This window comes from Methanosphaera sp. DEW79 (genome assembly GCF_003266085.1).
Classification (GTDB): domain Archaea; phylum Methanobacteriota; class Methanobacteria; order Methanobacteriales; family Methanobacteriaceae; genus Methanosphaera; species Methanosphaera stadtmanae.
The window spans coordinates 31,529-56,568 of the sequence record NZ_MUZW01000060.1 but is presented as its reverse complement, the minus strand read 5'-3'; the positions used below and the strand labels follow the sequence as shown (position 1 = coordinate 56,568).

The window sequence follows — 25,040 nt, the reverse complement described above, 5'->3', positions numbered from 1 at the left end:
TTTATTAACTATTTATCTTATTTTGTTTTATTAAGTAATCTCCATAGATATTATATGAATTATGTTTATTTATGTGCTTAGTATAAGTATAAAAAGAATAATAATAAACTGAGTATATTTTTATTCTTAAAAATATAAAATTACTAGAAAAAGAAGAATTTTTTGTTAGATGATTAATATGGTTGGATTATTTAATATAATTAAAAATTTATTATTCTTCTAACAAAGAATTATACAATGACATATTATGATGATTTAACAAAGGATAAAAAAAGAGTAAACTCATTTAAAAGGGCAATTTATGAAAAAACAAGTGGGATAACATATGATTTAGGAACAGGATCTGGAATATTAGCTCAATTAGCAGCAAATCATGCTAAAAAAGTATATGCTTTAGAACAAAACCCTTTCATTATAAAAAGTACTAAAAAGAATTTGTCAAAGTATGATAATATTGAATTAATAAAAACAGATGCAAGTAGGTATGAATTTCCAGAAAAGGCCGATACAATCATATGTGAAATGTTAGATACAGCTTTAATTGATGAAGAACAAGTTCCAGTAATAAATAATGCTCATAAATACATAAAGGAAGATACAGTTTTCATACCTAAATCAGTATATTCAACTGTAGAGATAATTTCAACAAATATTAATCATATAACATATTATGAAGATAATATTCCAGAGTACATATCATTATCTGATGAAATTAAATATCATTCTATATCATTTCAAGATGTAATATGTGAAAAAGTTAATGTAGAAATTTCTATAAATATTATGAAAGCTGGAAAGATAAATGCATTAAAATTAACAACATATACTATTTTAACAGATAATATTATTTTAGAACCAACACCAATGTTAAATCCACCAATTATAGTACCAGTAGATTGTATGGATGTTGATGTTGATGATGAAATTATAATTAATATGGAATATATTATGGGTGGTGGTTTAAATACACTTAAAACAAATATCAGAAGAAATAAATGATTTTATTGTTGATTATGAAAAATTATTAATTTTAGGTATAGGAAATCCCTTACGTGGAGATGATGGTGTAGGACCATTAATACTTGATTTATTATATGAGAAGTTAGTTAATTTAACTGATAAAAATACTGATGATGTATACTTGTTAAATACTGAATCAGCACCAGAAAATCATACACAAGAAATAAGAAAGTTAAAACCATCACATATAATAATAGTGGATGCAGTTGAATTTGATGCTAAAGCTGGTTCTATAATAACCATTTCAAAGAATCAAATAGACACATTCAATTTTTCAACACATTCTATGCCAATATCATTCATAATAAATTATATTGAAGAAACTATTGGAAGTAAAATTTTAACAATTGGAATACAACCAAAGGAAATGAATATAATAAATACAATATCTGATGAAGTTAAAAGTAGTGCTAATGACTTAACAGATATAATAGCCAAATTAGTTTAAGGAGTTTTAAGATGAAAATATTATTTATAGGTTCACGTTTATTTGATGATGTATCTTGGTATCTTAAACAAGAAAATATAACTTCAATAATAACGGAATCAAATGAAAATGCAATAAATTTGGATTTAGCTGATTATAATTATATAGTTCCAAGAGGTATGGATAAACCTATGGAAATAGCAATTAAGGAAGATGTGGATGCTGTTATTCCATTAATTGGTATTGATCCACCTCTTCCTGATGTAGGTAAAATGAAGGATGAACTTGAAGAAATTGGTATTCCTGTTATAGCATCTTCATATAAAACAGCAAGTCTTGCTGCAGATAAATACAATACAAAGAAATTATTAAAGGAAAATAATATTAAAACACCACAATTTCATGCTTTAAATAAACCTTATAATATAGATGATATTGAAAAAGATTTACCCATAGTATTAAAAACTCCTGAAGGTCAAGGGGGAACAGGTGTAAAAGTAGCTGTTAATAGGGATGATATTAATGAGTTCTTAGATAACAAGAGTAATGTTTTTACTGAAGAATATGTGGAAGGATTTGAAGTTTCAATTGAGGTATTACGTTGGAATAATGAATCAGTAGCATTAACTCCAGTATATAAAGGTGATACAACATTAAATGGAACACATCCTTTGAAGAAAATAAAACAAGCACCTCTTGAAATTGAAGGTATAGATAATGTTGCTCATAATAGGGATATTCGACTTCTTGCACAGAGAATTGCTAATTTAGTTGGCTTGGATGGTACTATGGATATTGATATATTACATGATAATAATTCAAAATTAGATTATGTAATAGAATTAAATACCAGACCTAGTGGAACAAGATATATGACAGCAGCTACTACGAATATCTATCCATTATGTCAATTGGTGGATATGGCTAAGGGACATTGGAGTGCAAAAGATGTAAGAAATTCTATGGAGAATTATTATTCTACAGAACTTCCTATTGGAAATTTCCCACAAGAAAATATTCCATCCCAGAAGAGATTTTCATCAGAAAATTCATATATAGTCCATGGTCCAAAGAATTATCAAAGACTTACAATTCGTGCAACATCTAGAAATAAATTAAATAATTTAACATATGAATTAGTAAGTGATTATGCAAATGCAAATAATATTCATTTTAATTAAATAATTAGTGATTTAAACTATTTATTTCCTTTTATTTTTTATTTTTAATACTTATATTACTTATTAAAGTTATATTTCTTATTTTATAGTCATATTTTAATATACATTTCTTTTTTTTCTATTAGATTGGATATTACTTTATTTTAAATAACAGTTACTTATTTTAATATTAAAAAAAATAACTAACTATATACTGAATTTAGTTTTAAACTTAGGGGGTTAAACTAGTGATAGGTCAAGTAGACGTTCTAATATTTGCTTTAACAATAATTGTCACAGCACTATTTACTGCTGTTGTTAGAAGAGAATTACTGGTAGCAGACATAAGGGATAATCCTATAATATCAGAACATAGACAAAAAAGTGGAACACCAACCATGGGTGGTTTTGGTATTTTAATAGGTGTTTCAGTAATGGCCTTATTCTTATTCGATTGGCATTCTACAAGTTATTTATTAATAACTGTAATTATGATGGTAGTTGCAGGAATTTTTGGAATGTTTGATGATTTACTTGGATTTAAAGTAAAAGAATATCAGAAAGTAGTACGTAATGATGGGGATAAACCTGTAAGTATAGGTTTATTGACTTTAGAACCGGGTGAAGAAGCTAGAATTGCATCTGAAAAAGCTAAAGCAGATTATAATAAAATCGTTGAACAAGAACATAAACTTACTTTAATTGATGAAATTCCAATTAAAAGTGAAACTACAGAAAGTGAAAAAATAATTACTCAGTTTGTAGTTGCATGTTTTGTAATACTTCCTGGATTTTTACCAACATCTGTAAGTGGTTTTGAACTTGGTATTTTAATGATACCTTTAGCATTATTTGCAATTATTGGTTCTATAAATTCGGTTAATTTAATTGATGGTATGGATGGATTAGCTGCAGGTATAATTGCAATAGCATCTATAGCTTCAGCATTGTATGCTAATGTAACAACAGGTTCTGTAGCAGCATTACCATTTATAATAATTGCTGGTGCATGTGTAGGATTTTTAGTATTAAATCATTATCCTGCAAAAATCTTCATGGGGGATACTGGATCATATGCATTAGGTACTGGTTATATGACAGCAGCATTACTGGGAAATTCATTGATATTTTCAATAATTGCTCTGGCAGTACCAATTGTATCTGTAATAATAAGTCTTTTACATAGGTCACATATTATAACATTACCTGTTGAACCATTGCATCATACATTGAATTATCATGGTATGTCTGAACAAAAAATTATTTTGTTATATTGGACAGTTACATTGGTAGTTTCTATTATTGCCTTATTTTTATTTGGCATAATATAGACATAAATTGAGGTGAAACATTGCAAGAAATTAGTATTAAAGCATCTGATTTAGCTAATAAAATTGAAGGAGTGTTATATGGTCCTGATAATTTATTGTCAGGAAATTATACCTTTTTAAATAAAGCTTCTGAAAATGATATAGTTATCAGACATAAAATTAATGGTAAGGGTATAGAAATTGCAAATGAAAAGGGAGTTTCTTGTTTAATAACTCAAAATCCTCATGATGATGCAATAAGTATGGCAAAAGCATTGAATTTTTCTCTTATCGTTACTGAGCATATTGAATATGCAACTGCATTTGCATTAAATACAATTGTTAAAGAATATGCAGAAGATTCATTTAAAGTAGCTGTGACTGGAACTAATGGAAAGTCAACAACTACTCATCTTCTCTATACTATTTTTTCAGATTTTAATTATGATACTTACACAAATACTGATGCAGAATCAGAAGGAAATACCCTTATAGATCCAAGAGTAGCATCAGAATTATCTGATTATTATCATAAAAATAATAATATTGATGTAATTACTTTAGAAGTATCTGAAGTTCAAGGATGGGATGATGAAATAATGAAAAATCATTCTAATAAGATGATACGGGCATTAGATGCAGATAGTGTTATAATTACAAATGCATCCATGGATCATATTAATTTAGTTAAATCATTTGACAATTTATTATATGAAATATCTGGAGCAGCAAAAGCATTACTTAATGGGGATAAAGAATCATTACTTGTATTGAATTATGAGGATGAAAATATTAGAAACATGGCTAATATTGTATCAAATCAATCAAATATTAATGTCATGTTTTTTGGAAATTATGATGAAAATAATATTTTATCTGTTTCATATAAGGAAGGTGTTGGTATTTATTCTGGAAATGAATTGTATGTTGAGCAAAAGGATCTTCCATTTAATTCAATACATTTCATACAAGATATAATGGCAGCACTAGCTGTATGTATCTATAGAAATATGGATAGGGGTAGAGTAATTGAATCTTTAAAAAATTATAAACCATTAGCAAGACGTTTTATTAAGCTTAGGGAAAATCCTATTATTATTGATGATTTTGCACATAATCCATCTGGAATTAATTTAACTATTGAGAATGGATCTAAGTTAGGTAATAATTTGTTTATTGTCAATGCTATTAGAGGTTCTCGTGGTGATGATATTAATCGTGAAATAGCCGAAGCTTTGGTAAAATCGCTTAAAGATAGGGATAATTATACTTTATTATTAACATGTAGTGTTGATGTTGTAAATCATTTAAATACTGTTGTTGATTCTGAAAAAAATATATTTTTAGAAATATTAGAAGAAAATAATATTCATTTTATGTTATTTGAATCATTAGAAGAATCATTATTAAATGTTGTAAACTTAGCATCTGATGATGATGTTATATTATTATTGGGTGCTCAAGGAATGGATCCTGCAAGTAGAATTCTAAAAAAACATGATATAATATAATAAATATCATTTCTTTTTTTTAACTTTTTTTTATTACTTGATTTTTTATAATAATTAAAAATATTTATAAATAATAATAGATAATTAATTAGGAAAGAATTATTTTTTCATCATACACTTGAAAGAATATATAACTATAGATTAATATATTAAAATTTTATTATTAAGATAAAAGGAGTTGTAGTCTTTGAATTTTGAATCATGCTTAGTAGTAGGGGCGGGAAATGCTGGAAGACCAGTAGCTAGATTATTAAATCATGAAGGTGTTAATGTAACAATATCTGATACAAAAACATTTGATGATTTTACAACTAGAAGACAAGATAGACTTAAAATAATGGAAAATGAAGGAGTAACCTTAGATTTAGGTAATAAATCACCAGATATAACAAAATATGATGCAGTATTTTTAGCACCAACAATACCAGAATCTGCATCAATTCGTAAAGAAATTAAAGAACATGATAAAGTGGAAGTTACAAGAAAAACAATCAGTGATATTATTAATAGAATATTACCTATGGATAAAATAGGTATAACAGGATCTTTTGGTAAAACAACCACAACAGATATGTTAACAAATATCTTCAAAGCTGCAGGATATAATGTTTATCAATGTTCTTCAATGAAATGGAACTTGGTAAGTGAAGCAATAGTTGATGATATTGTTAAGGGGGAATATATTGGGGCAGACATTGCAATTCTAGAATTACCCCATGGAACACTTGGATTAATGGGGGAAATTGACTTAAAAATAGGAGTACTAACAAATCTCAGACCAGAACATTTATGTGAATTTGGTGGTTCTATGGAAAAATATGTTGAACGTAAAGCATGTATTCTTCCAGCAAGTCAAAAACTTATAGCAAATTCACAATGTGGTGATTTATTAACATATAAAAGAGAAGACACTGTATATTTCAACTTTGAAAATGATGAAGCTGTTAATTTAGATAAGTACACACCAACATACTATGGGTTCTATGATGATGGTAAATATAATATTAGAATTGTAAATAATAAGGAGACTACTGAATCTGAAATTGAAATAGATACAATAGCATTCTATACATATGAAAATTTAACTGCTGCTATAGCTGTAAGTAGGGAGTATGGAATATCGTTGAATGATATTAAAAAGGGTATTGGTATGTTTACTGGTGTGGGTGGACGTATGGAATATCTTGGTAAATTCAATGGTGTTGATGCATATTATGATGCATCATATGGAGATCAAAGTGTAAGACAAGCACTTGAATCAGTTAAAGATGAAAATCTAATAATATTATATGACAATGTAGACTCAACAACAATAAGAGATAAAGCAGAAAGTGGTCGTGTAATTGGAGATTATGCAAATATTGTTATAGCAACAGGTTATGTTGAAATAACAAATACACTTGATATGGATGCAGCTCTAGATTTATTAAATGCAATAGAAAATGATGATGTACTAAAAATAGCATTATGTACACTTGATGAAGCAGCAGAACTTGCAATGAAATATGCAAAACCAGGGGATATAATTGTACATCTTGGTCCAGATGCATCAAATTCATATCAACAAGCAAAAACAAGAATGATAAATGGTCTTAATGAAGGATGTAAACGTTATGGAAATAACTGATTTTGATGAAAACACTGTATTTGGAGTTATAGGTGTATGTGGAATAAATGGTAATCTTATTGCAAGATTATTAATGGATCATGGATTTAAAGTACAAGCAAATGATATGGTAAACGAAGAAGATTGCCGTTTTAAGGCTGCTCTAAAGGATTATCCTGAGATGAAAATATACTATGGTGAAATTCCAGAAACATTTTTTACAAGTTCAGATTATATGATAATTCCAACTGCACTTCTTGAATCAAAATCAATGCTGTATCATAAAATTAAAAAATATGGTATTCCTATTTTAACAGTAAAAGATATACTTGAAATTTTTGAACCAAAACATCCTGTTATATGTATTACTGGAACAAATGGTAAGACAACCACAACAACACTCCTAAAACACATAGCATATCATGCCGGTTTAAAACCATGTGAACATAATTTAATGGGTATGCAGGGAAATACTGCAGATATTCCACCTCTACAATCAAGATTAAATGGAAATATTAACATATTAGAAACAGGAACATTTGGTATTAAAGGAAGTCTTGAAAAATTAGCAAAAGCATGTAAACCTGATGTAGGGTTAATAACTAATATAACTCCAGATCATTTATCTGAAAATTCAAGTTTTCTAGATTATGCTCGAGTTAAAGGAGAATTAGTTGAATTATTACGAAATAAAACTCTTGTAATAAATAATGATGATCCAACGATTGAATCATTGTTAAAAGAACTAAATTATGAAGGTAATTTAATTTCATTTGGTTTAGATACAAATTCCAACAAAACCACATTAAAACAATGTTTCTGTGGAAAAAAAGTTCAAATTAAAGAATTTTGTGGTGGAGTAGGAGTATATGAATGTAATTGTGGATTAAAATATACAAAACCAGACTATCTAGCATGTAATATAAATGATAAACACAATCAATTCATTCTTAAAACACCATATAATGAAGAATATGAATTTAAATTAGGAATATATGGTATACATAATATATATAATGCAGTTGGAGCAATAATAATTGCACATGAAACATTAAATATATCTTATGAAACAATAAAAGAAGCAGTTAAATCATTTAAAGGTGTTGGAGGGCGTATGGAAAAAATAGGAATTAGTCATAATAAACAAATCATGGTAGATTATGCCCATAATCCTGCAGGAATAACATCAGTACTTAAGGAATTAAAAAATGCATATGGTACTATAGTAGATGTTATTACTACTTCATCAGAATCTGGAATTGATGGTGATAAAGAAATCTTGGATTGTGCAGCAGAACATGCTAATTACATAGTTCCAGCATCACACAATGCATATTTATGTGCAAAACATGCTTTGGATAATGGAAAATATACTGATAAAATAGTGTTGCCTGATTCTATGCCTGAAGGTGATAAAAAAGGAACACTTGGAGCTACAGTTGAACAGGTACTTGTAGGTTTTAATAAAGCATTAGAATTAGATGCTAACTTAGTAGTATGTACTGGAGAAGCTGCATTCAAATATAAAGATATTATTAAAGATAATGAATAATTATATTTTAGAAATTATTCTAATATCTTCCTTTATATTTTTTATTAAAGAAAACTAATTTTTAAAATATTGTTATAATTAAATAGTATAACATCAAGAAATATATAATAGATTTATACTTTATGAATTGTATATTAATTATAATAAATGGTACTTATTTATTTTATAATTATACTCTAAAGTAGTTCTAGTTCAAAATATAGAATAATACTAGAATTTATATAAGATTAGAGGTGAAATTTTGTTTATACGAGTTAGAAGAGATACTTTAATCATTTTAATTTTAGCATTTATTTTGATTTTGTCTGGACGTGCAATGAGTTATGTTGCATTTGCTTCATCAAATACTACTGATGATGGTGTTCCTATTGCTGGAATAATGGTTAAAGGTAATGATATAATACCTACAAGTGTAATTAAAGCCAATGTAGAGGCTGCTGGTTTTAGGGATGGAAGTTATATTAATGGAAATACTCTAGTCACGTCACAAAGACAACTTCTATTAAGTGATGCTAAAACGAATGCTGTAGAATTGGTTAAAAAGTCAACAATACCTGGTACTTCAGTAGCTCCTATAAATGCGGCAAGTGTTCAAGTAGATACAACAACTGGGAATGTGGTTGTTACAGTTATTGAAGATTTCTCATTATTACAAGTTAATGTAACTAACAATACAACCAATGGAAGTTCACAAAGTAATCTTGACTTTGAAGGAAATGCTGAAGTTGGTGGAGTTAGCCAAATAACTGGTTTATTAATGTTGCAGGAGTTAAAAAGTAAGGTGATATAATGGTTAAACAATCAAAATTAGCAAAAATAGCTTTATTTCTAATTATTGTCATGTTATTTTCAACTACTGCATCAGCAACAATGAATGTGGCAGTTATTACAGATCCTACAGGAAAGGATCCTAATGGGTGTGCTGCTGGAAGTCAATCATTTGCAGCTAATATGTTCCAGTCAACATTTATATTCTCACAAGAACATAAAATGGCATTACTATCAGGGGGGGAAGGTTCTTCAAATGTTCGTGTAGCTGCTATTATATCAGCACTTACACAACTTCAAAATAATGGAACTCCTGAACAGGTAGTTAATGTGGCAAATGGATTTGATGGAATTCGTCTAATGGCTGTTAACCCAACACAAGGTATTGCTGTAGGGGGAAGTTTTGATGTTTATGTTGTTACAGTAGATAACAACAGTACAATTAATGTTCAAGCAGCAAGTGGTGGATTAGCAACAGTACCTCCAGGAACTAAAGGGGCTATGATACATCTTCGTAATTCTCATGGAAACCCAAAATCAGGTACTGCAGAAACAGTAAGATTACAAACTGCAATAAACATGGGTAAAATGATAAGGGATGGATATCCAGCTACAAAAATAGTTTCAGAAGCAATTGGTGAAGTAGCTGCAGATTCTGGAGAAGATCATGGTGGTGGTGCAATAAATCTAGTATCTGGTGTAACTACAGGAGATATGTTTACTCCAGAACAATTAAATCAAACAGGTTATGAAATGGAAAAACCATATTCTAAGGTAAGTTCTAGTGGATGGGCAGTAGGTTATCCTGAAGCAGAAAATTATCAAGTGTCTCCTGTTGATGGAAGTCCACTTACAGTTATTTATGCTTATCAAGCATTAGGTAATGCTATAACAGTATCTGATGATAATCCATCAGTATCGACATATGGTTCTGATGAAAAAGGAATATCTGAAGCTACAAGTAGTGTTGTAATAGCATCAGTAACTAAAAATGGTTATGATCCAGTTAAAATTGCACAATCAATTAATAAAGCTATAGATAGTGGAACATTAATTGGTGTGGAATATGTTGATGCATCAGATATTAATGTTAAAGAAAATATTAAAGCAGTAGGTGTATATTATACTCCTGCAACAAATGGAAGATCTGCACCAACATGGAATTTACCAATAGATTCTCAAGTATTTGATGTACTTGGAAATATTCAAAGTGTAATTGGGATTTTATTAATATTACTAGCTATATTTAGAAGTACATTAATAAAATCATTCTTTAGAAGACGTTAAGTCTTCTATTTTTATTTTCTTTTTTAATTTTAAATTTTAAATAAATATTCAATTTTTTCATATTAATTAATAGGAGTTAAATTATGGCATTGATATTAGTTAGGGCTATGAATAAGAAAAAAGCATTAAATGGCTTGGCAGATATAGAAAGGCATGCTAAATTATCAATAATAGGAAAACCTAGGAAGGTTTCTTTAAAAAGTGTGCATGATGTAACAAAAAGAGTTTTAAAACAAGAACCTAGAGATGATATTAAAATAGCAGTTCTAGTTAAAGTTCAAGAAAGTACAACAACAAGTATTATGAATTTAAGAAAAATCCATCCTCCAGTTCATGTTATTGTTATTAGTGAAGAATATCCAGAATATGAAGATTTAAATAAGGAATTTAGTAAATCTAAAATATTTGATGGTTATTATTCTTCTAAAAATAAATCTTCAAATTCAAAAAAAAGTAATTGAAGGAATGTAATTAATTATTTACTTCCTTTTTATACGAGCTATATCTCCAAGGGTAGCTTCTTTAAAACGTCTAGACTCTTGGAATTCCCTTTCATTACTTTCTATTTTTTCAATAATTTTTATATGTAATGCTTTTTCTAATTTATGAGCAATCTTATTATCAGGAACCATTTTTCCAGTTTCAATGTTAGCTATAACAGATTCTCTTTCATAGATTTTTTCTCCAAGTTGTTTATGTGTGAGATTTTTCTTTTCTCTTGCTTGTTTAATAGTTTTTTCATAATCATCGACTAGTTCATACTCTTCTTCTTTAGATTTTCGGGTGTATGGTCTGTTTGAATTTGTTCTTCTGTTCTGATTATTTTTATTTCTTTTATTATTTCCTTGGCGTTGTGGTTTTTGTTGAACTTTTCCATATCTAGAGCATTCTTTACATGTAACCATAAGAGAATTATCTATTTTAGTTTTATAAGGTTGACCTTTTATTTCTGTTCCACATATTTCACAATTCATTGTTATTCACTTAAATATTATTTTTATATACACATATCTATTTTTATTTACTTAAATATTCTTTTTGTATTTTTTCACATTTCTTTTTCTTACTTTTTTTAATTATTATCTATTGTATAACGAAGTAATTAAAAAATAAATCAAATAATATAATAATAATAAACTTTAAAGAAATAAAATGTAGTAATTAATAATTTAAATTTAAAAGTAAAAAAATAAAATAACTGTTTATAAAATATAATAAAGAAAAATATTATTATATTAATTTATTTAAAAAAAAGGAGGTTTACTATGGAAGATTCAGAACCATTTAATACAATTGAAAATAAAGAAAACACTGAAATAACAAATTTAATTGATAAGCATGAAGCAATTGAACGAAATCTAACTTGGGAAGTAAGAAAACTAGAAAAAGATAAAGTATTACTTGAAAATGAAAACTTAAGGTTAGATCGTGAAGTTAAATCATTGAAAAGTGAAATTAACAGATTTAGAATACCACCACTTGTATTAGCAACAGTATCTGAAATATTGGATGATAATCAAGTTGTTGTAAAAAGTAGTACTGGACCATCATTTCTATTAAAATATCCAGAAAAAGATTCTGATAGGATAGAAATTGGGGCAAGAGTAGCTCTAAATCAACAAACATTTAGTATTGTGGATATTATAACATCAGAAAAAGATCCATTAGTATCAGGTATGGAAATAGATGAAAAACCATCCATAACCTATGATGAAATTGGTGGACTAAAAGATCAAGTATTAGAAACAGTAGAAACAGTAGAACTTCCTCTTAAAAATCCTAAAATCTTTGAAGAAGTAGGTATAACTCCACCAAAAGGAGTTCTCTTCTATGGACCACCAGGAACTGGTAAGACTTTACTAGCAAAAGCAGTAGCACATGAAACAAATGCAACTTTTATAAAAATAGTAGCATCAGAATTTGTTAAAAAATATATAGGTGAAGGTTCACGTTTAGTACGTGGAGTATTTGAATTAGCAAAAGAAAAAGCACCAGCAATCATATTTATTGATGAAATTGATGCAATAGCAGCAAAAAGATTACAAGGTTCAACAAGTGGAGATCGTGAAGTTCAAAGAACACTCATGCAACTTCTAGCAGAAATGGATGGATTTGAATCAAGAGGAAATGTTGGTATTATAGCAGCAACTAATAGGCCAGATATTCTAGATCCAGCACTTGTAAGACCAGGTAGATTTGATCGTATCATAGAAGTTCCAGTTCCAGATGAAGATGGAAAATTAGAAATTCTTAAGATACACACTAAAAACATGTCATTAGATATAGATGTGGATTTAAAATACATAGCCCAAAATGCAAAATCAGCATCTGGTGCAGATCTTAAATCAATATGTACTGAGGCAGGTATGTTTGCAATAAGAGAAGAACATCACAGTGTCTCAGCTAAAAACTTTGAAGATGCTTTAGAAAAAGTAATGCATAAAAATAAAGATAAATCTTCTAAAGAATCAGTGATGTTTGTATAAACTAATAGGAAGCTCAGATAAATTAATAAAAAAAGTAGCCAATGATGAACCCTATGAGCTCTGAATAAATGATGAATGATGGGCGATCTGAGGCTATTTTTACTTTAACCACCAAAATAAAATGCTTATTTTTTTATTTTAAAAAAAATTTAATTAAGAAAAAAAGTTTTTAAATATTTTTTTTCAATTCATATATAGATCTAACTATAGTATGGTTTTCTAATTTTTTAACAATTGGTCTTGTAACTAATATTACAGGTATATTTAATTCAAGAGCAGCATTGATTTTTTCTTCAGCACCACCACTTTCACCACTTTCTTTGGTTATTATTGCACTAACTGAATATTCTTTCATAAGACTAATATTAAATTCTTTAGAGAATGTGCCCTGCATTGCAATGATATTTTCTGCAGGAATACCATTTTTTTGGGTTTTTGTAATACTAAATGTATTTGGAAGAACTCTTGCAATAACTTGTTGTGGATTAACTTCTTTTACTATTTCATGAAGTGTCATAACTCCAGCTAAATGCATTAACTTATCATTTTTTTCTTTTAATAATTCTTTAGCTTTTAGAGCACCTTTGGAAAATGAAGGTACTTTGTATATTAAATCTGAGTCAGGTAAGATTGTTGAAGCTCGTTCATATCTAATATAATTTATTCTAGCTTTTTCACAACTTTCAATTGCAGTTTCTGTTGCTACTGCTGCAAAAGGATGGGTAGCATCAATTAAGGTGTCTATATTTTTTTCTTTAATTACATTTATAAAATCTTCTTCTTTCAAAGCTTTTGATATAACTTCATCTGCCCCTGCAGATTTTGCTATTTCTGAACCATAATCTGTGACAGTTGTAGCAAGAATATAATTATTTTTATCTTCCCTTAAAAACTTAATAACTTTTGTTGAATCAGATGTACCAGACATCACCATATATCTCATATTTTCCCTCCAATATTATAATCTAATGAATTATACTATACTTTTTTTTCAAAAAATCATATTTATATACTTATTTTGTTATTATATTCTTTTTTTATTAAATAATATACTAAAAATTTTATATATTTTTTTAAATTTTTATTGAAATAAGATAAATAAGTTTATTGTTTAAAAAGAAATCTTCAATATTATAATAAATATGCTATGTAAAAATAGCTAAATGTTTTATAAACACTTAAAAAAATGAGTTTTAGATATATTAATTGATATTTGATGATATTTATAAAAATTTTCTAAAAAAAGGAATATATAAAAGAATTATTTTAAATTACTTTTTTTTTCAAATAATCTAATAATTCTTTCTGCAACTATAATTAAAGCTGAAACTATAATTATAGGAATCCAGGACATAATTGGAATAGCTGTTGTTTTAAATATGGTTTGTAGGAATGGTATGTATATTACTAGTAATTGTAATATAAATGATCCTATGACAGCATATTTTAATGTGTTATTTTTCTCTTTACTTTTTGATTTACAATTAAATACATTGAATAATTGATACATTACAAATACAGTAAATGCAATTGTACTTGCAAGTGTATGATTTGAACCTATTGACATTTCATATAAATATAATCCAAGTGTTCCAATGGTCATTACTATACCAATTAATGTAATATGTATTAAATTTGCCTTAGATACTATATCTTCATTATTTGGGGGAGTATTCATGATATTCACATCAGCAGGTTCAACTCCTAATGATTGTGCAGGAGGTCCATCCATTATTATATTTATCCAGAGAAGTTGCACAGGATTAAATGGTATTGGCAGTGATAGAAGTGTAGTAGTTAATATTGTAATTATTGCTGCAATATTTGTTGATAACTGATATTTAAGGAAGCGTTTTATATTAGAATATATTGTACGTCCTTCTTTAATTGCATATATTATTGTTGAGAAGTTATCATCTTGAAGTATCATGTCCCCTGATTCTTTTGCTACATCTGTACCTGAACCCATTGCAACACCAATATTTGCAGTAGTTAATGCAGGTGCATCATTTACACCATCACCAGTCATTGAAACAATTTCATTATTTGTTTTCAGTGCTTTAACAATTCTAACTTTTTGTTCTGGAAATACTCTTGCATATATATTTACATCTTTAACAACCTTCATAAATTCCTCATCTGATAATTTATCTATTTCAGGTCCTGTTAAAGATTTATCAGGATTTTCTATTCCTACTTGTTTACCAATAGCCATAGCAGTATTTTTATGGTCACCAGTAATCATTTTTACTGTTATACCAGCATTTGTACAAGTTTTTATAGCATCAAATACTTCTTTTCTTGGAGGATCCATCATTCCAATTAATCCAACAAATACTAAATCTTCTTCCAATTCTTCTGCAGAATATTTACTATAATCATCAATCTCTTTGTATGCAAGAAGAAGAACTCGCAGTGCTTTATCAGTATACTCAGTTTCTATTTTTTCAATTGTTTTAATTTCTTCAGTTGTGATTTCACTTACTTTATCTTCTTTTCTAATATATTTACACATACTAAGAAGTATTTCAGGTGCACCTTTTATTAGAACATATTCTTTTCCATTGATTTTATTTATAGTTGTCATTCTTTTTCTTGTACTATCAAGTGGTATTTCATGTAATCTTGTTTGTGTTATATTATCACTGTAGTTGTTATTAATAGCATATTCAAGGGCAGATATGTCTGTTGGATCTCCAATTTTTGTATTTTTATCTTTATCAACTTTAGCATTATTACATAATCCAGATATAATATAAGCCATATTTTTGTCTGTAGTGTATGAATCTGTAACTGTGAGTTTGTTATGTGTTAATGTTCCTGTTTTATCAGTACATACTACAGAACAAGAACCTAAAGTTTCAACAGCTAATAATTTTCTAATAATAACATTATTTTTAGCCATTTTTTGCATACCAAGAGCTAATGTTAATGTTAATATTGCAGGTAATCCTTCAGGAATAGCAGCAACAGCTAGTGATACTGCTGTCATAAATGTGTTTGCAACAGGTTGTCCTTGTAACAATTCAAGTACAAATATAATTACACATATGATGATTGCAAGTAATCCAAGAGTTTTTCCAAGTTTATCTATCTTAATTTCAAGTGGTGTTTGTTTATCTCCCTCTTCTTGAATCATAGAGGCTATTTTTCCAATTTCAGTATTCATACCTATTGAAGTAACAAGACCTTTAGCTCTTCCACTTACAACTTGTGTATTCATAAACACCATGTTGTCATGTGAATCATCAGTTACTTCACAATCCACCTTATGTACAGGTAGTGATTCTCCAGTTAATGAGGATTCATCTACTTTAATATCATATGTTTCTATTAAACGTAAATCTGCTGGAATACTATCTCCTTCTTCAAGTATTACTGCATCACCAACAGTTAAATCTTCAGCATTAATTTCTTGTTTATGATTATCTCTTAAAACAATGGTTGTTTTATTTGTCATTGATTTTAGTTTTTCCATTGCATTTTCTGCTTTATTTTCTTGTTTGTATCCAATCACAGCATTGAGTATAACAACTAGAAATATCACTGCTGAATCTATACCATCTCCAATAACTGCAGCAATAATGCCTGCAATTATTAGAAGAATCATCAATGGTTCTGTGAATTGTGAGATGAATTTTTTTAATTCACTTTCTTTTTCTTTTTCTTTCAACGCATTTTTACCATATTTTTCAAGGTTTTTTGTTGCTTTATCTGAAGTTAAACCGTTTTCAGTTGTATTTAATTTCGATATTACTTCGGATTTTGTTAATTCTTCCCATGTCATATGTTATTTCACTCTCTTTTCATAATATAAAAAGCCATACGTTTGTAATTTACTAATTTTAATCTTTGTTGAAAATTAAAATTAATTTCTTCAGTAAATAATGGTTTAATAATAACATCACTATTATATTTATCAGACAATTTAAGTATATCAGGTTGTAATTCTTCAGGAGGTCTTATTGAATAGATTAAATCAGCATCTTCATAGATTTTATCAGTTGGGTTTGTAATATCATCCTTTATAACATCACTGTTACAGGGATATATATCCACTAGGTTAATTGTTGTGTTAGGTAAGTGTTTTTTTAGTATGTCACTAGGTTCTGTTATTTTACCCACACCTACTTCAATGATTTTTTTACTATCTTGATAGTTATTTATAATGTACTCTGAAAAATTTTCCCATACTTTACTCATTTAATCACATAACTTGCTTTTATCTTGTTTTATACATGAATTTATTTAAAAAGAATCTATTGTTATTCTTTATTTTTTCATGTAGTAATAAAAAGAATAATCTATATTAATATAATAAATAATATGAAATTACTTAATTATAAAGCTATATATTATTAAATATATTCAGAATTATAATAGGTGATTGTTTTATGATTATACGTGATTTTTTATTATCTGATTTGGATGATGTTGTAAGAATTGAGTATGAAGCATTTGATGATCCATATCCTGTTGGAATTTTGTTACAATTATATAATGCCGGTGCTGGATTTCTTGTAGCACAAGTAGCTCAGACTATTGTAGGATATGTTATTTTCTGGATTAAAGAGGGTCAAGGTCATATTATTGTTATTGCAGTGGATAGTAATTATCAAGATATGAAAGTGGGTTCACTTCTATTGGAAAAGGCTTGTTTTATTTTTAAAAGAAATAATATTAACACGGTTTTTTTAGAGGTACGTAAGTCTAATATTCGTGCAATTAATTTTTATAAAAGAAATGGGTTTGTAAAGATTAATGAAGAGGATGATTATTATAATGATGGGGAAAGTGCAATTATTATGCAATATTCTAATTATGATGATTGTATATAATATATATTACCGTTACTTTTTTTTACTATTGAATACTATATATTAATATTAGGAATTAAGATAGAATAATATTTTAAAATAAAAAAATAATTAAGGAATAATTTTCCTTTAATTCTTGATTTAAATAATTAAATATTTTTATTTAATAATTAAAATATTAATTATACAATTTTAGTGTAATTAAATTAATTTTCATGATTATATCATTGAATTAAATTTTAATAAAGTACTATTAATTAATTAAATTAATATTTGTTGGTATTATTTGAAAATAAGAGGTTATTTTTTTTATTTAAATTATGTTCTATTATTTATTCAAGAAAAAAACTAATTAATAAGAACTTTTGACTTTGAAATATTTTTTTCTTAAATTTATTTTAAAGAATTAGTTATTGAAATTATAAACTGGGGTTTAAAAGTGGTACGGACTGCAAAATTAGCGTTAGAGGATGGTACGATTCTTACAGGTGAAGGTTTTGGTGCTAAAACCATTAAATCTGGGGAAATTGTATTTTCAACCGCAATGACAGGATATGTTGAATCATTAACTGACCCATCTTTTAAAGGTCAAATATTAATGTCGACTTATCCATTAGAAGGAAATTATGGTGTTTCATCTGAATGGTATCAGTCAGATGATATTAAAGTAGAAGCATATATTGTAAGACAGGTATGTAGAGAACCTTGTCATCCTAAATCTGAAAAAACACTATCTGAATTTTTAGAAGAATTTGATGTTCCAGGTATTAGTAATATTGATACTCGTGCATTAACATTAAAAATCAGGGAATTAGGTTCTATGAAAGCTGCAGTAGCAACTGTTGATATAAGTGATGAAGAATTACTTAAAATTGTAGAAGAACAACCACGTCTTGAAGATATGAATTTGGTTGAAGAAATTACAGTTAAAAAACCAAAAGTTATTCAGGAAAGAAAAGAATACAATGTTGCTGTTTTAGATTGTGGGGTAAAGAAAAGTATTTTGGATAACTTAGTACAAAAAGATGTGGGCGTCGTTGTTTTACCATCATCTGCTTCTGTTCAAGATATTCTTGATTTAGATGTGGATGGAGTATTAATATCTAGTGGACCTGGAAATCCAGAAAATGTAGATAAAATCCAAGATACAATAAAACAAATAGCACAGAAAATGCCTGTTGCAGGAATTTGTTTAGGTCAGCAAATCATTGCATTAACATATGGTGCAAAGATATATAAAATGAAATTTGGACATAGAGGTTCAAATCAGCCAGTTAAAGATTTAGCAACTGGTAAAATTTATATAACTTCACAAAATCATAGTTTTGCAATTGATGAAGATTCAATTGAAGATACTGATTTAGAAATAACTCAAATTAACTTAAATGATGGAACACCAGAAGCAATTAGACATAAAAATTTACCTATTTCATGTATTCAATACCATCCAGAAGCTGGACCTGGACCACATGATTCTAAAAAATTCTTTGATGATTTCATTGAAACAATAAAAAACTATTAGGTATCATAAAATTTTTATAAATATTTTTTTTAGGAGTTAGTTAAATGCCAAAGGATGAAGATATTAAAAAAGTATTAATTATTGGTTCAGGACCAATTCAAATTGGACAAGCAGCTGAATTTGATTATTCTGGATCTCAAGCATGTAAATCATTAAGAGAAGAAAATATTGAAACAATATTAGTTAATAGTAATCCTGCTACAATACAAACTGATATAGATTCAGCAGATAAGGTATATGTAGAACCTTTAACAGCTGAAGTTGTAGCAAAGATTATTGAAAAAGAACAGGTCGATGCAATATTACCAACAATGGGTGGACAAACTGGTTTAAATATAGCAATTGATTTGAATAAAATGGGTGCTCTTGATGGTATTAGAGTACTAGGTTCACCAATTAAAACTATTAATGATGTAGAAGATCGTGACTTATTTGCAGAATTTATGGAAAGGCTTAATGAACCAATTCCAAAATGTCATGCAGTAAATTCATTAGAAGAAGCATTTGAAGCTGTAGAAGATATAGGCTATCCTGTAATTGTAAGACCAGCATTTACATTAGGTGGAACTGGTGGAGGAATAGCAAATAATAAGAAAGAATTTGAGGAAATTGTAAATCATGGTTTAGATATGAGTTTCATTAACCAAGTATTAATTGATGAATCAGTACTTGGATGGGCAGAATTTGAATATGAAGTAATGAGAGATAAAAATGATTCTTGTATCATAGTATGTAACATGGAAAATATAGATCCAATGGGAATACATACTGGTGAGAGTATTGTAGTAGCACCAACACAAACATTATCTGATGAAGATAATCAAAGACTACGTAATGCATCTATAAAAATCATTAGAGCATTGGGTATACGTGGTGGATGTAATATTCAATTTGCAGTACATCCTGAAACAAAAGAATATAAAGTAATTGAAGTAAATCCAAGAGTAAGTAGAAGTAGTGCTTTAGCATCAAAAGCAACAGGATATTCCATTGCAAAGGTTTCTTCTAAAATAGCATTAGGAATGACATTGGATGAAATTTCAAACGATATTACAAAGGAAACACCTGCATCATTCGAACCAGCAGTAGATTATGTGATTGCTAAAATACCAAGATGGCCATTTGATAAATTTAAAGGTAATACTGGTGAATTAGGAGTTCAAATGCAATCAACAGGTGAAGTAATGGCAATAGGAAGAACTATTGAGGAAGCTCTTCAGAAAGCTATTCGTTCATTAGATATTGATCAAGAAGCATTTGAATACACTGATTATACAGATTATGATTTAGAACATGCAACTGATCAAAGAATATTCCAAGTATATTCAGCACTTAAAGATGGACGTTCTGTTGAAGAAATCTCAGAAATAACAAAAATAAATCCATTCTTCTTATATAAAATTAAAAATATTGTAGAGCTTGAAAATAAAATACAACAACAAGGCAGTAGTGTTTTATATGATGTGAAGTTATTTAAAGAAATAAAACAATATGGTTTCTCAGATAAAAGAATAGCTCAATTATTAAATCTTAAAGAAGAAGATGTCTTTAAAGCAAGAGAAGAATTAGGTTTAAAACCTGAATATAAAATGGTGGATACTTGTGCAGCAGAATTTGAGGCAAAAACACCATATTATTATGGTACATATGATTCTCTACCTGATGAAATATCTGATAATAAGAAAAAAATTGCAGTATTGGGTGCAGGACCTATTAGGATTGGTCAAGGAATAGAATTTGATTATTGTTGTGTACATGCAGCACTTGCACTAAAAGATGAAGATGTAGAAACAATACTCATAAATAACAATCCGGAAACTGTAAGTACTGATTATGATATTTCTGATAGATTATACTTCGAACCATTAACTAAAGAAGATGTATTGGAAGTATTAAAACAAGAAAATCCTGATGGTGTTATTGTACAATTTGGTGGTCAAACATCAATTAATCTTGCAAAAGATATTCGTGATGCAGGAATAAAAATATTAGGTACTCCATTTGAAAGTATTGATATGGTTGAAGATAGGGAACAATTTACAGAAGTACTTAATGAATTAAATATACCTCAAGCAGATTATGGTATAACAAATTCCCTTGAAGATGCACGTAAAGCAGCACATTCAATAGGATTTCCAGTACTTGTAAGACCATCATATGTTCTTGGTGGACGTGCAATGGAAATAGTATATGATGATGATGAACTTGAAGATTATATGAAAGAAGCAGTTAAAGTTTCTAAAGAACATCCTATACTTGTAGATAAATTCCTAGAAGATTCAATAGAATTGGATGTTGATGCACTTTGTGATGGTGAAGAAGTTTATGTTTGTGGAATAATGGAACATATTGAAGAAGCAGGTATTCACTCAGGAGACTCTGCATGTGTAATACCACCTCAGACTGTACCACCTGAAATTATTAAACAAGTAGAAGAGTACACTACAAAACTTGCTCTAAAACTTGGAGTTGTTGGATTAATAAATATTCAATATGCTATAAAAATGGATCCAGAACCAAAATTATATATTATTGAAGCAAATCCAAGGGCAAGTCGTACAGTTCCATTTGTAAGTAAAGCTATAGGAATACCTATTGCTAAAATAGCTTCTAAAATAATGTTAGGCTCTAAAATTAAAGACTTTGATTTAGTAAATTATTCTGATATTAAACACGTGTCTGTAAAAGAATCTGTATTCCCATTCCTTAAAATACCTGATGCTGATTCAGTACTTGGTCCTGAAATGAAATCTACAGGAGAAAGTATGGGTATTGATAAAAACTTTGGATTAGCTTATTATAAAGCACAATTAGCAGCTAATATGAAATTACCTACAGAAGGAAAAATATTCTTAAGTGTACGTGATCTAGATAAACCTAAAATAGCACCAATAGCACAGAAAGCTAAAGAATTAGGTTTTGATTTAATAGCAACTAAAGGAACAGCTAAAGCTGCACCTGGTGTGGATATTGATATAATACGTAAAGTAAGTCAAGGTTCACCAAATATTAGGGATGCTATGTTAAATGGGGAAGTAGCATTTGTAATTAACACACCTTCTGGAAAACAATCTGCTGATGATGGATATATAATCAGAAGACTTGCTATTGAATTAGGAATTCCATATGTAACTACAATAGCTGGTGCTAATGCAGTTCTTAAAGCTATAGAAGAAGTAAGATGTGGAGAAATTGATGTAAAATCATTAAATGAATATGGTGAATTATAACTATATTCATAACTTTTTTTCTCCATCTTTTTTTAAATTAATTTTTTTTTGATACAATAATATGATTTTTTTTTAGGAATGATTTTTTATGATAACTATTAAAAATGGATTGGTACTTACAGGTTTTAATTTAGATGCTGTAAAAACAAATGTTGTAATAAATGATGAAGGACGTATAATTAAACTATCCTCTTACTATGAAGAGGGCGAAATAATTGATGCTACAAATTGTATAGTATGTCCTGCCTTTATAAATGCACATATTCATATAGGTGACTCTATAGTAAAGGATGTGGGTGATGGATTATCTATAAAGCAACTAGTAGAACCACCAAATGGACTAAAACATCAAAAATTAAATGAAGCAAGTGACTCCCAAATAGTAGAATCAATGCATGAAACAGCAAAAGAAATGTTATACTCTGGAATATCAACATTTATAGACTTTAGAGAAGGTGGAATAAAGGGTATAGAACTTCTAAAAAAAGCAATATATGATCTTCCAATAAATGCATGTATATTGGGAAGAAGTGATAAATACTATGATTCTACAACAACACCAAATGAAGCAAGATTAATTACTCGTGAGTTACTACAACACTGTGATGGGATAGGATTAAGTGGTGTGGAGGATGTTGATTCTGAAATAATGCTACAGATAGCAGAAGTATGTAATCAAGAGGGTAAACTAGCCATGATTCATGTAGCAGAATACTATGATTTACAAGAGCAATCTGTTCAAATGACAAATCAAACAGAGGTAGAACGTGCTTTAAGAGCAGGATTTACAAATCTAGTACATGTAACATATCCAATAATGCAAGATCTTACGTTACTTAGCTCAACAAGTCCATGTATCATTGCATGTCCACGTTCCAATGGAATGTTATCTGTAGGAGTACCTCCAGTATCTGCATATGTTGAAGAACAAATTGATGTTGCATTAGGTACAGATAATGTAATGTTCAATAAACCAGATATGTTTAGAGAAATGGAATATACTTTAAAAGCAGTAAGAGGTTCATATAAAAATAAGATAACTGCACATGATGTTTTAAAGATGGCAACAATAAATGGATTTAAAATATTGGGAAAGGATATTAGTATTCAGGAAGGTAATATCTCGGACATATTAGTTATACGCCAAAAATCAGAGGATCCATACTTATCAATCGTTAACAGATCATCATCAGAGGATATTGTTAACTTTATTATGGGAAATCAAATGTAAAAAAAGAATACTTAGATTTATTTATCTAAGTTAAAGTAATCTAATTCCTCAACTTTATTTATATTTTCTTTTATTTCATTTTTATTATTTTTTTCAAGCTCTTCTTCTGTAATGTAATGTTCTTTTAGTTTTTCACGAATATCTTTGGGAATAACTACACTTTCTTCTTTAATGAAATTAAAATAAACTAAAACACACTTACCATTAGCTCTTAATTGTCCATTTTGCCAAGCTTCTTGGAAAATGGTGAATGATGTTTTTCCAATCTTACTAATATAAGTTCTAACTTCTACATCATATCCATAATATATTTGTTTTAAATAATTAAATTCAGAATGTACCATTATAAGATTCCATTTTTTATATGTTAATTCAAAGTTAGGAACAAATATTTTAAATATTTTGTTTCGTGCTCTTTCAAACCATATTGGTAGAACTGTGTTGTTTATATGTCTAAGTCCGTCTGTTTCACCGATTCTAGGTTCTATTTTAGTTGTATACATATTATTGTTTCCTTTTTTTAGATAATTGTATTTTTTTTATTAACAGAAAAAGTTTTTTTTATTATAGATTAATAAAAGAGGGTGAGGAGTATTAGTATTACTATACTAATTCTTCGATTTTAGTTACTAAGTTAGAGTTATTAGTAAAATATTTCTCTCCAGTTTTTTTAAGTGTTTTTAGTGGTTTAGGAATATTTTCTTCATGTGTATTGTTTATACTTTGATTGTTATTTGATGATGTATCAATAGATTTTGTGTTGTTTGTATTGGGAGTATTTGTATTGTTTTTATCTACATTTTTATTATTAGTATTATTATCAACAGTACTAGTTTTATTATCATTTATTTTAGATTTATCTTTATGAATTTCATTACCAACATAGTCTATGTTATTGACTGATTCATTAGATACTTGTAATGATACATTATTATTTTCTATTTCATCTATTATGTCTTCTGTTTCAGTTAAAGATGATGGTATAATATTACCACATATGTTCTCAACAACATTATTAATTCCACAAGCTGTTCCACAGCCTATTGCAAGAAGAGATATGAGTAATACTATAACAAGTTCACCTTTTGTAGTGTCATTCACAGAATCACCTTC

General features: G+C 28.1%; 21 protein-coding genes. 15 read left to right on the top strand and 6 right to left on the bottom strand.

Annotation, left to right across the window (positions count from 1 at the left end):
- The first annotated feature begins 237 nt into the window (after window positions 1–237).
- The 10 genes from BZ132_RS05835 to BZ132_RS05790 all read left to right on the top strand — a co-directional run bounded on the left by BZ132_RS05835 (window position 238) and on the right by BZ132_RS05790 (window position 11,102).
- On the top strand, window positions 238–999 hold the full coding sequence (locus tag BZ132_RS05835; RefSeq protein ID WP_286940644.1) for a methyltransferase domain-containing protein: 762 nt from the start codon (window positions 238–240) through the stop codon (window positions 997–999).
- Window positions 965–1,468: a hydrogenase maturation peptidase HycI gene (hycI, locus tag BZ132_RS05830; RefSeq protein ID WP_048059755.1), complete on the top strand. Its 504-nt coding sequence runs from the start codon at window positions 965–967 to the stop codon at window positions 1,466–1,468. Before BZ132_RS05835 ends, hycI begins: the two co-directional genes overlap by 35 nt.
- Before the next feature lie 11 nt (window positions 1,469–1,479).
- Window positions 1,480–2,628 (top strand): ATP-grasp domain-containing protein, encoded by a 1,149-nt coding sequence (locus BZ132_RS05825; protein WP_011406795.1) that lies wholly within the window; start codon window positions 1,480–1,482, stop codon window positions 2,626–2,628.
- Window positions 2,629–2,855: 227 nt separating this feature from the next.
- Window positions 2,856–3,938: a phospho-N-acetylmuramoyl-pentapeptide-transferase gene (locus tag BZ132_RS05820; protein WP_011406794.1), complete on the top strand. Its 1,083-nt coding sequence runs from the start codon at window positions 2,856–2,858 to the stop codon at window positions 3,936–3,938.
- 20 nt (window positions 3,939–3,958) lie between these two features.
- Window positions 3,959–5,428, top strand: a complete 1,470-nt coding sequence (locus BZ132_RS05815) for a Mur ligase family protein (protein WP_011406793.1) — start codon at window positions 3,959–3,961, stop codon at window positions 5,426–5,428.
- A 187-nt stretch (window positions 5,429–5,615) separates the two neighbouring features.
- Window positions 5,616–7,055: a Mur ligase family protein gene (locus BZ132_RS05810; protein WP_011406792.1), complete on the top strand. Its 1,440-nt coding sequence runs from the start codon at window positions 5,616–5,618 to the stop codon at window positions 7,053–7,055.
- A complete protein-coding gene (locus BZ132_RS05805) occupies window positions 7,042–8,586 on the top strand; it encodes a Mur ligase family protein (protein ID WP_258393708.1) in 1,545 nt (514 codons plus the stop codon). Before BZ132_RS05810 ends, BZ132_RS05805 begins: the two co-directional genes overlap by 14 nt.
- Window positions 8,587–8,827: 241 nt before the next feature.
- Window positions 8,828–9,376, top strand: coding sequence for a hypothetical protein (locus BZ132_RS05800; RefSeq protein ID WP_011406790.1), 549 nt, complete (start codon window positions 8,828–8,830; stop codon window positions 9,374–9,376).
- A 50-nt stretch (window positions 9,377–9,426) separates the two neighbouring features.
- The gene (locus BZ132_RS05795; RefSeq protein WP_048059888.1) at window positions 9,427–10,641 is read left to right on the top strand and encodes a hypothetical protein; all 1,215 of its coding nucleotides are present in this window, start codon (window positions 9,427–9,429) and stop codon (window positions 10,639–10,641) included.
- 83 nt (window positions 10,642–10,724) lie between these two features.
- Window positions 10,725–11,102 carry a DUF356 domain-containing protein gene (locus tag BZ132_RS05790; protein ID WP_011406788.1) on the top strand — a complete coding sequence of 126 codons (378 nt, stop codon included), beginning with the start codon at window positions 10,725–10,727 and terminating at the stop codon, window positions 11,100–11,102.
- A gap of 18 nt (window positions 11,103–11,120) precedes the next feature.
- On the opposite strand, the gene BZ132_RS05785 is transcribed toward BZ132_RS05790, so the two are convergent.
- The gene (locus BZ132_RS05785) at window positions 11,121–11,615 is read right to left on the bottom strand and encodes a multiprotein bridging factor aMBF1 (RefSeq protein ID WP_011406787.1); all 495 of its coding nucleotides are present in this window, start codon (window positions 11,613–11,615) and stop codon (window positions 11,121–11,123) included.
- Window positions 11,616–11,906: 291 nt separating this feature from the next.
- Here BZ132_RS05785 and BZ132_RS05780 point away from each other — a divergent pair, with 291 nt between their 5' ends.
- Window positions 11,907–13,127, top strand: coding sequence for a proteasome-activating nucleotidase (locus BZ132_RS05780; RefSeq protein WP_286940643.1), 1,221 nt, complete (start codon window positions 11,907–11,909; stop codon window positions 13,125–13,127).
- Between the two features lie 169 nt (window positions 13,128–13,296).
- Here BZ132_RS05780 and cobK read toward each other — a convergent pair whose 3' ends face one another.
- The 3 genes from cobK to BZ132_RS05765 form a co-directional block, all read right to left on the bottom strand.
- Window positions 13,297–14,070 (bottom strand): precorrin-6A reductase, encoded by a 774-nt coding sequence (gene cobK, locus BZ132_RS05775; RefSeq protein ID WP_011406785.1) that lies wholly within the window; start codon window positions 14,068–14,070, stop codon window positions 13,297–13,299.
- A 318-nt stretch (window positions 14,071–14,388) separates the two neighbouring features.
- Window positions 14,389–16,914, bottom strand: a complete 2,526-nt coding sequence (locus BZ132_RS05770; RefSeq protein WP_112149685.1) for a calcium-translocating P-type ATPase, PMCA-type — start codon at window positions 16,912–16,914, stop codon at window positions 14,389–14,391.
- 8 nt (window positions 16,915–16,922) lie between these two features.
- Entirely contained in the window at window positions 16,923–17,330 is a 408-nt protein-coding gene (locus BZ132_RS05765) for a UPF0146 family protein (protein ID WP_011406783.1), read from the bottom strand.
- Between the two features lie 191 nt (window positions 17,331–17,521).
- Here BZ132_RS05765 and rimI point away from each other — a divergent pair, with 191 nt between their 5' ends.
- The 4 genes from rimI (at window position 17,522) to BZ132_RS05745 (ending at window position 23,927) form a co-directional block, all read left to right on the top strand.
- Window positions 17,522–17,965 (top strand): ribosomal protein S18-alanine N-acetyltransferase, encoded by a 444-nt coding sequence (gene rimI, locus BZ132_RS05760; RefSeq protein WP_286940642.1) that lies wholly within the window; start codon window positions 17,522–17,524, stop codon window positions 17,963–17,965.
- Window positions 17,966–18,383: 418 nt separating this feature from the next.
- On the top strand, window positions 18,384–19,466 hold the full coding sequence (gene carA, locus BZ132_RS05755) for a glutamine-hydrolyzing carbamoyl-phosphate synthase small subunit (protein ID WP_011406781.1): 1,083 nt from the start codon (window positions 18,384–18,386) through the stop codon (window positions 19,464–19,466).
- A gap of 44 nt (window positions 19,467–19,510) precedes the next feature.
- On the top strand, window positions 19,511–22,696 hold the full coding sequence (gene carB / locus BZ132_RS05750) for a carbamoyl-phosphate synthase large subunit (RefSeq protein WP_286940641.1): 3,186 nt from the start codon (window positions 19,511–19,513) through the stop codon (window positions 22,694–22,696).
- 88 nt (window positions 22,697–22,784) lie between these two features.
- A complete protein-coding gene (locus tag BZ132_RS05745; protein ID WP_011406779.1) occupies window positions 22,785–23,927 on the top strand; it encodes an amidohydrolase family protein in 1,143 nt (380 codons plus the stop codon).
- Window positions 23,928–23,944: 17 nt separating this feature from the next.
- Here the strand turns inward: BZ132_RS05745 and BZ132_RS05740 are convergent, their stop codons facing one another.
- A complete protein-coding gene (locus BZ132_RS05740) occupies window positions 23,945–24,430 on the bottom strand; it encodes a thioesterase family protein (protein WP_011406778.1) in 486 nt (161 codons plus the stop codon).
- Between the two features lie 100 nt (window positions 24,431–24,530).
- Window positions 24,531–25,028 carry a hypothetical protein gene (locus BZ132_RS05735; protein WP_011406777.1) on the bottom strand — a complete coding sequence of 166 codons (498 nt, stop codon included), beginning with the start codon at window positions 25,026–25,028 and terminating at the stop codon, window positions 24,531–24,533.
- Between the last annotated feature and the right edge of the window lie 12 nt (window positions 25,029–25,040).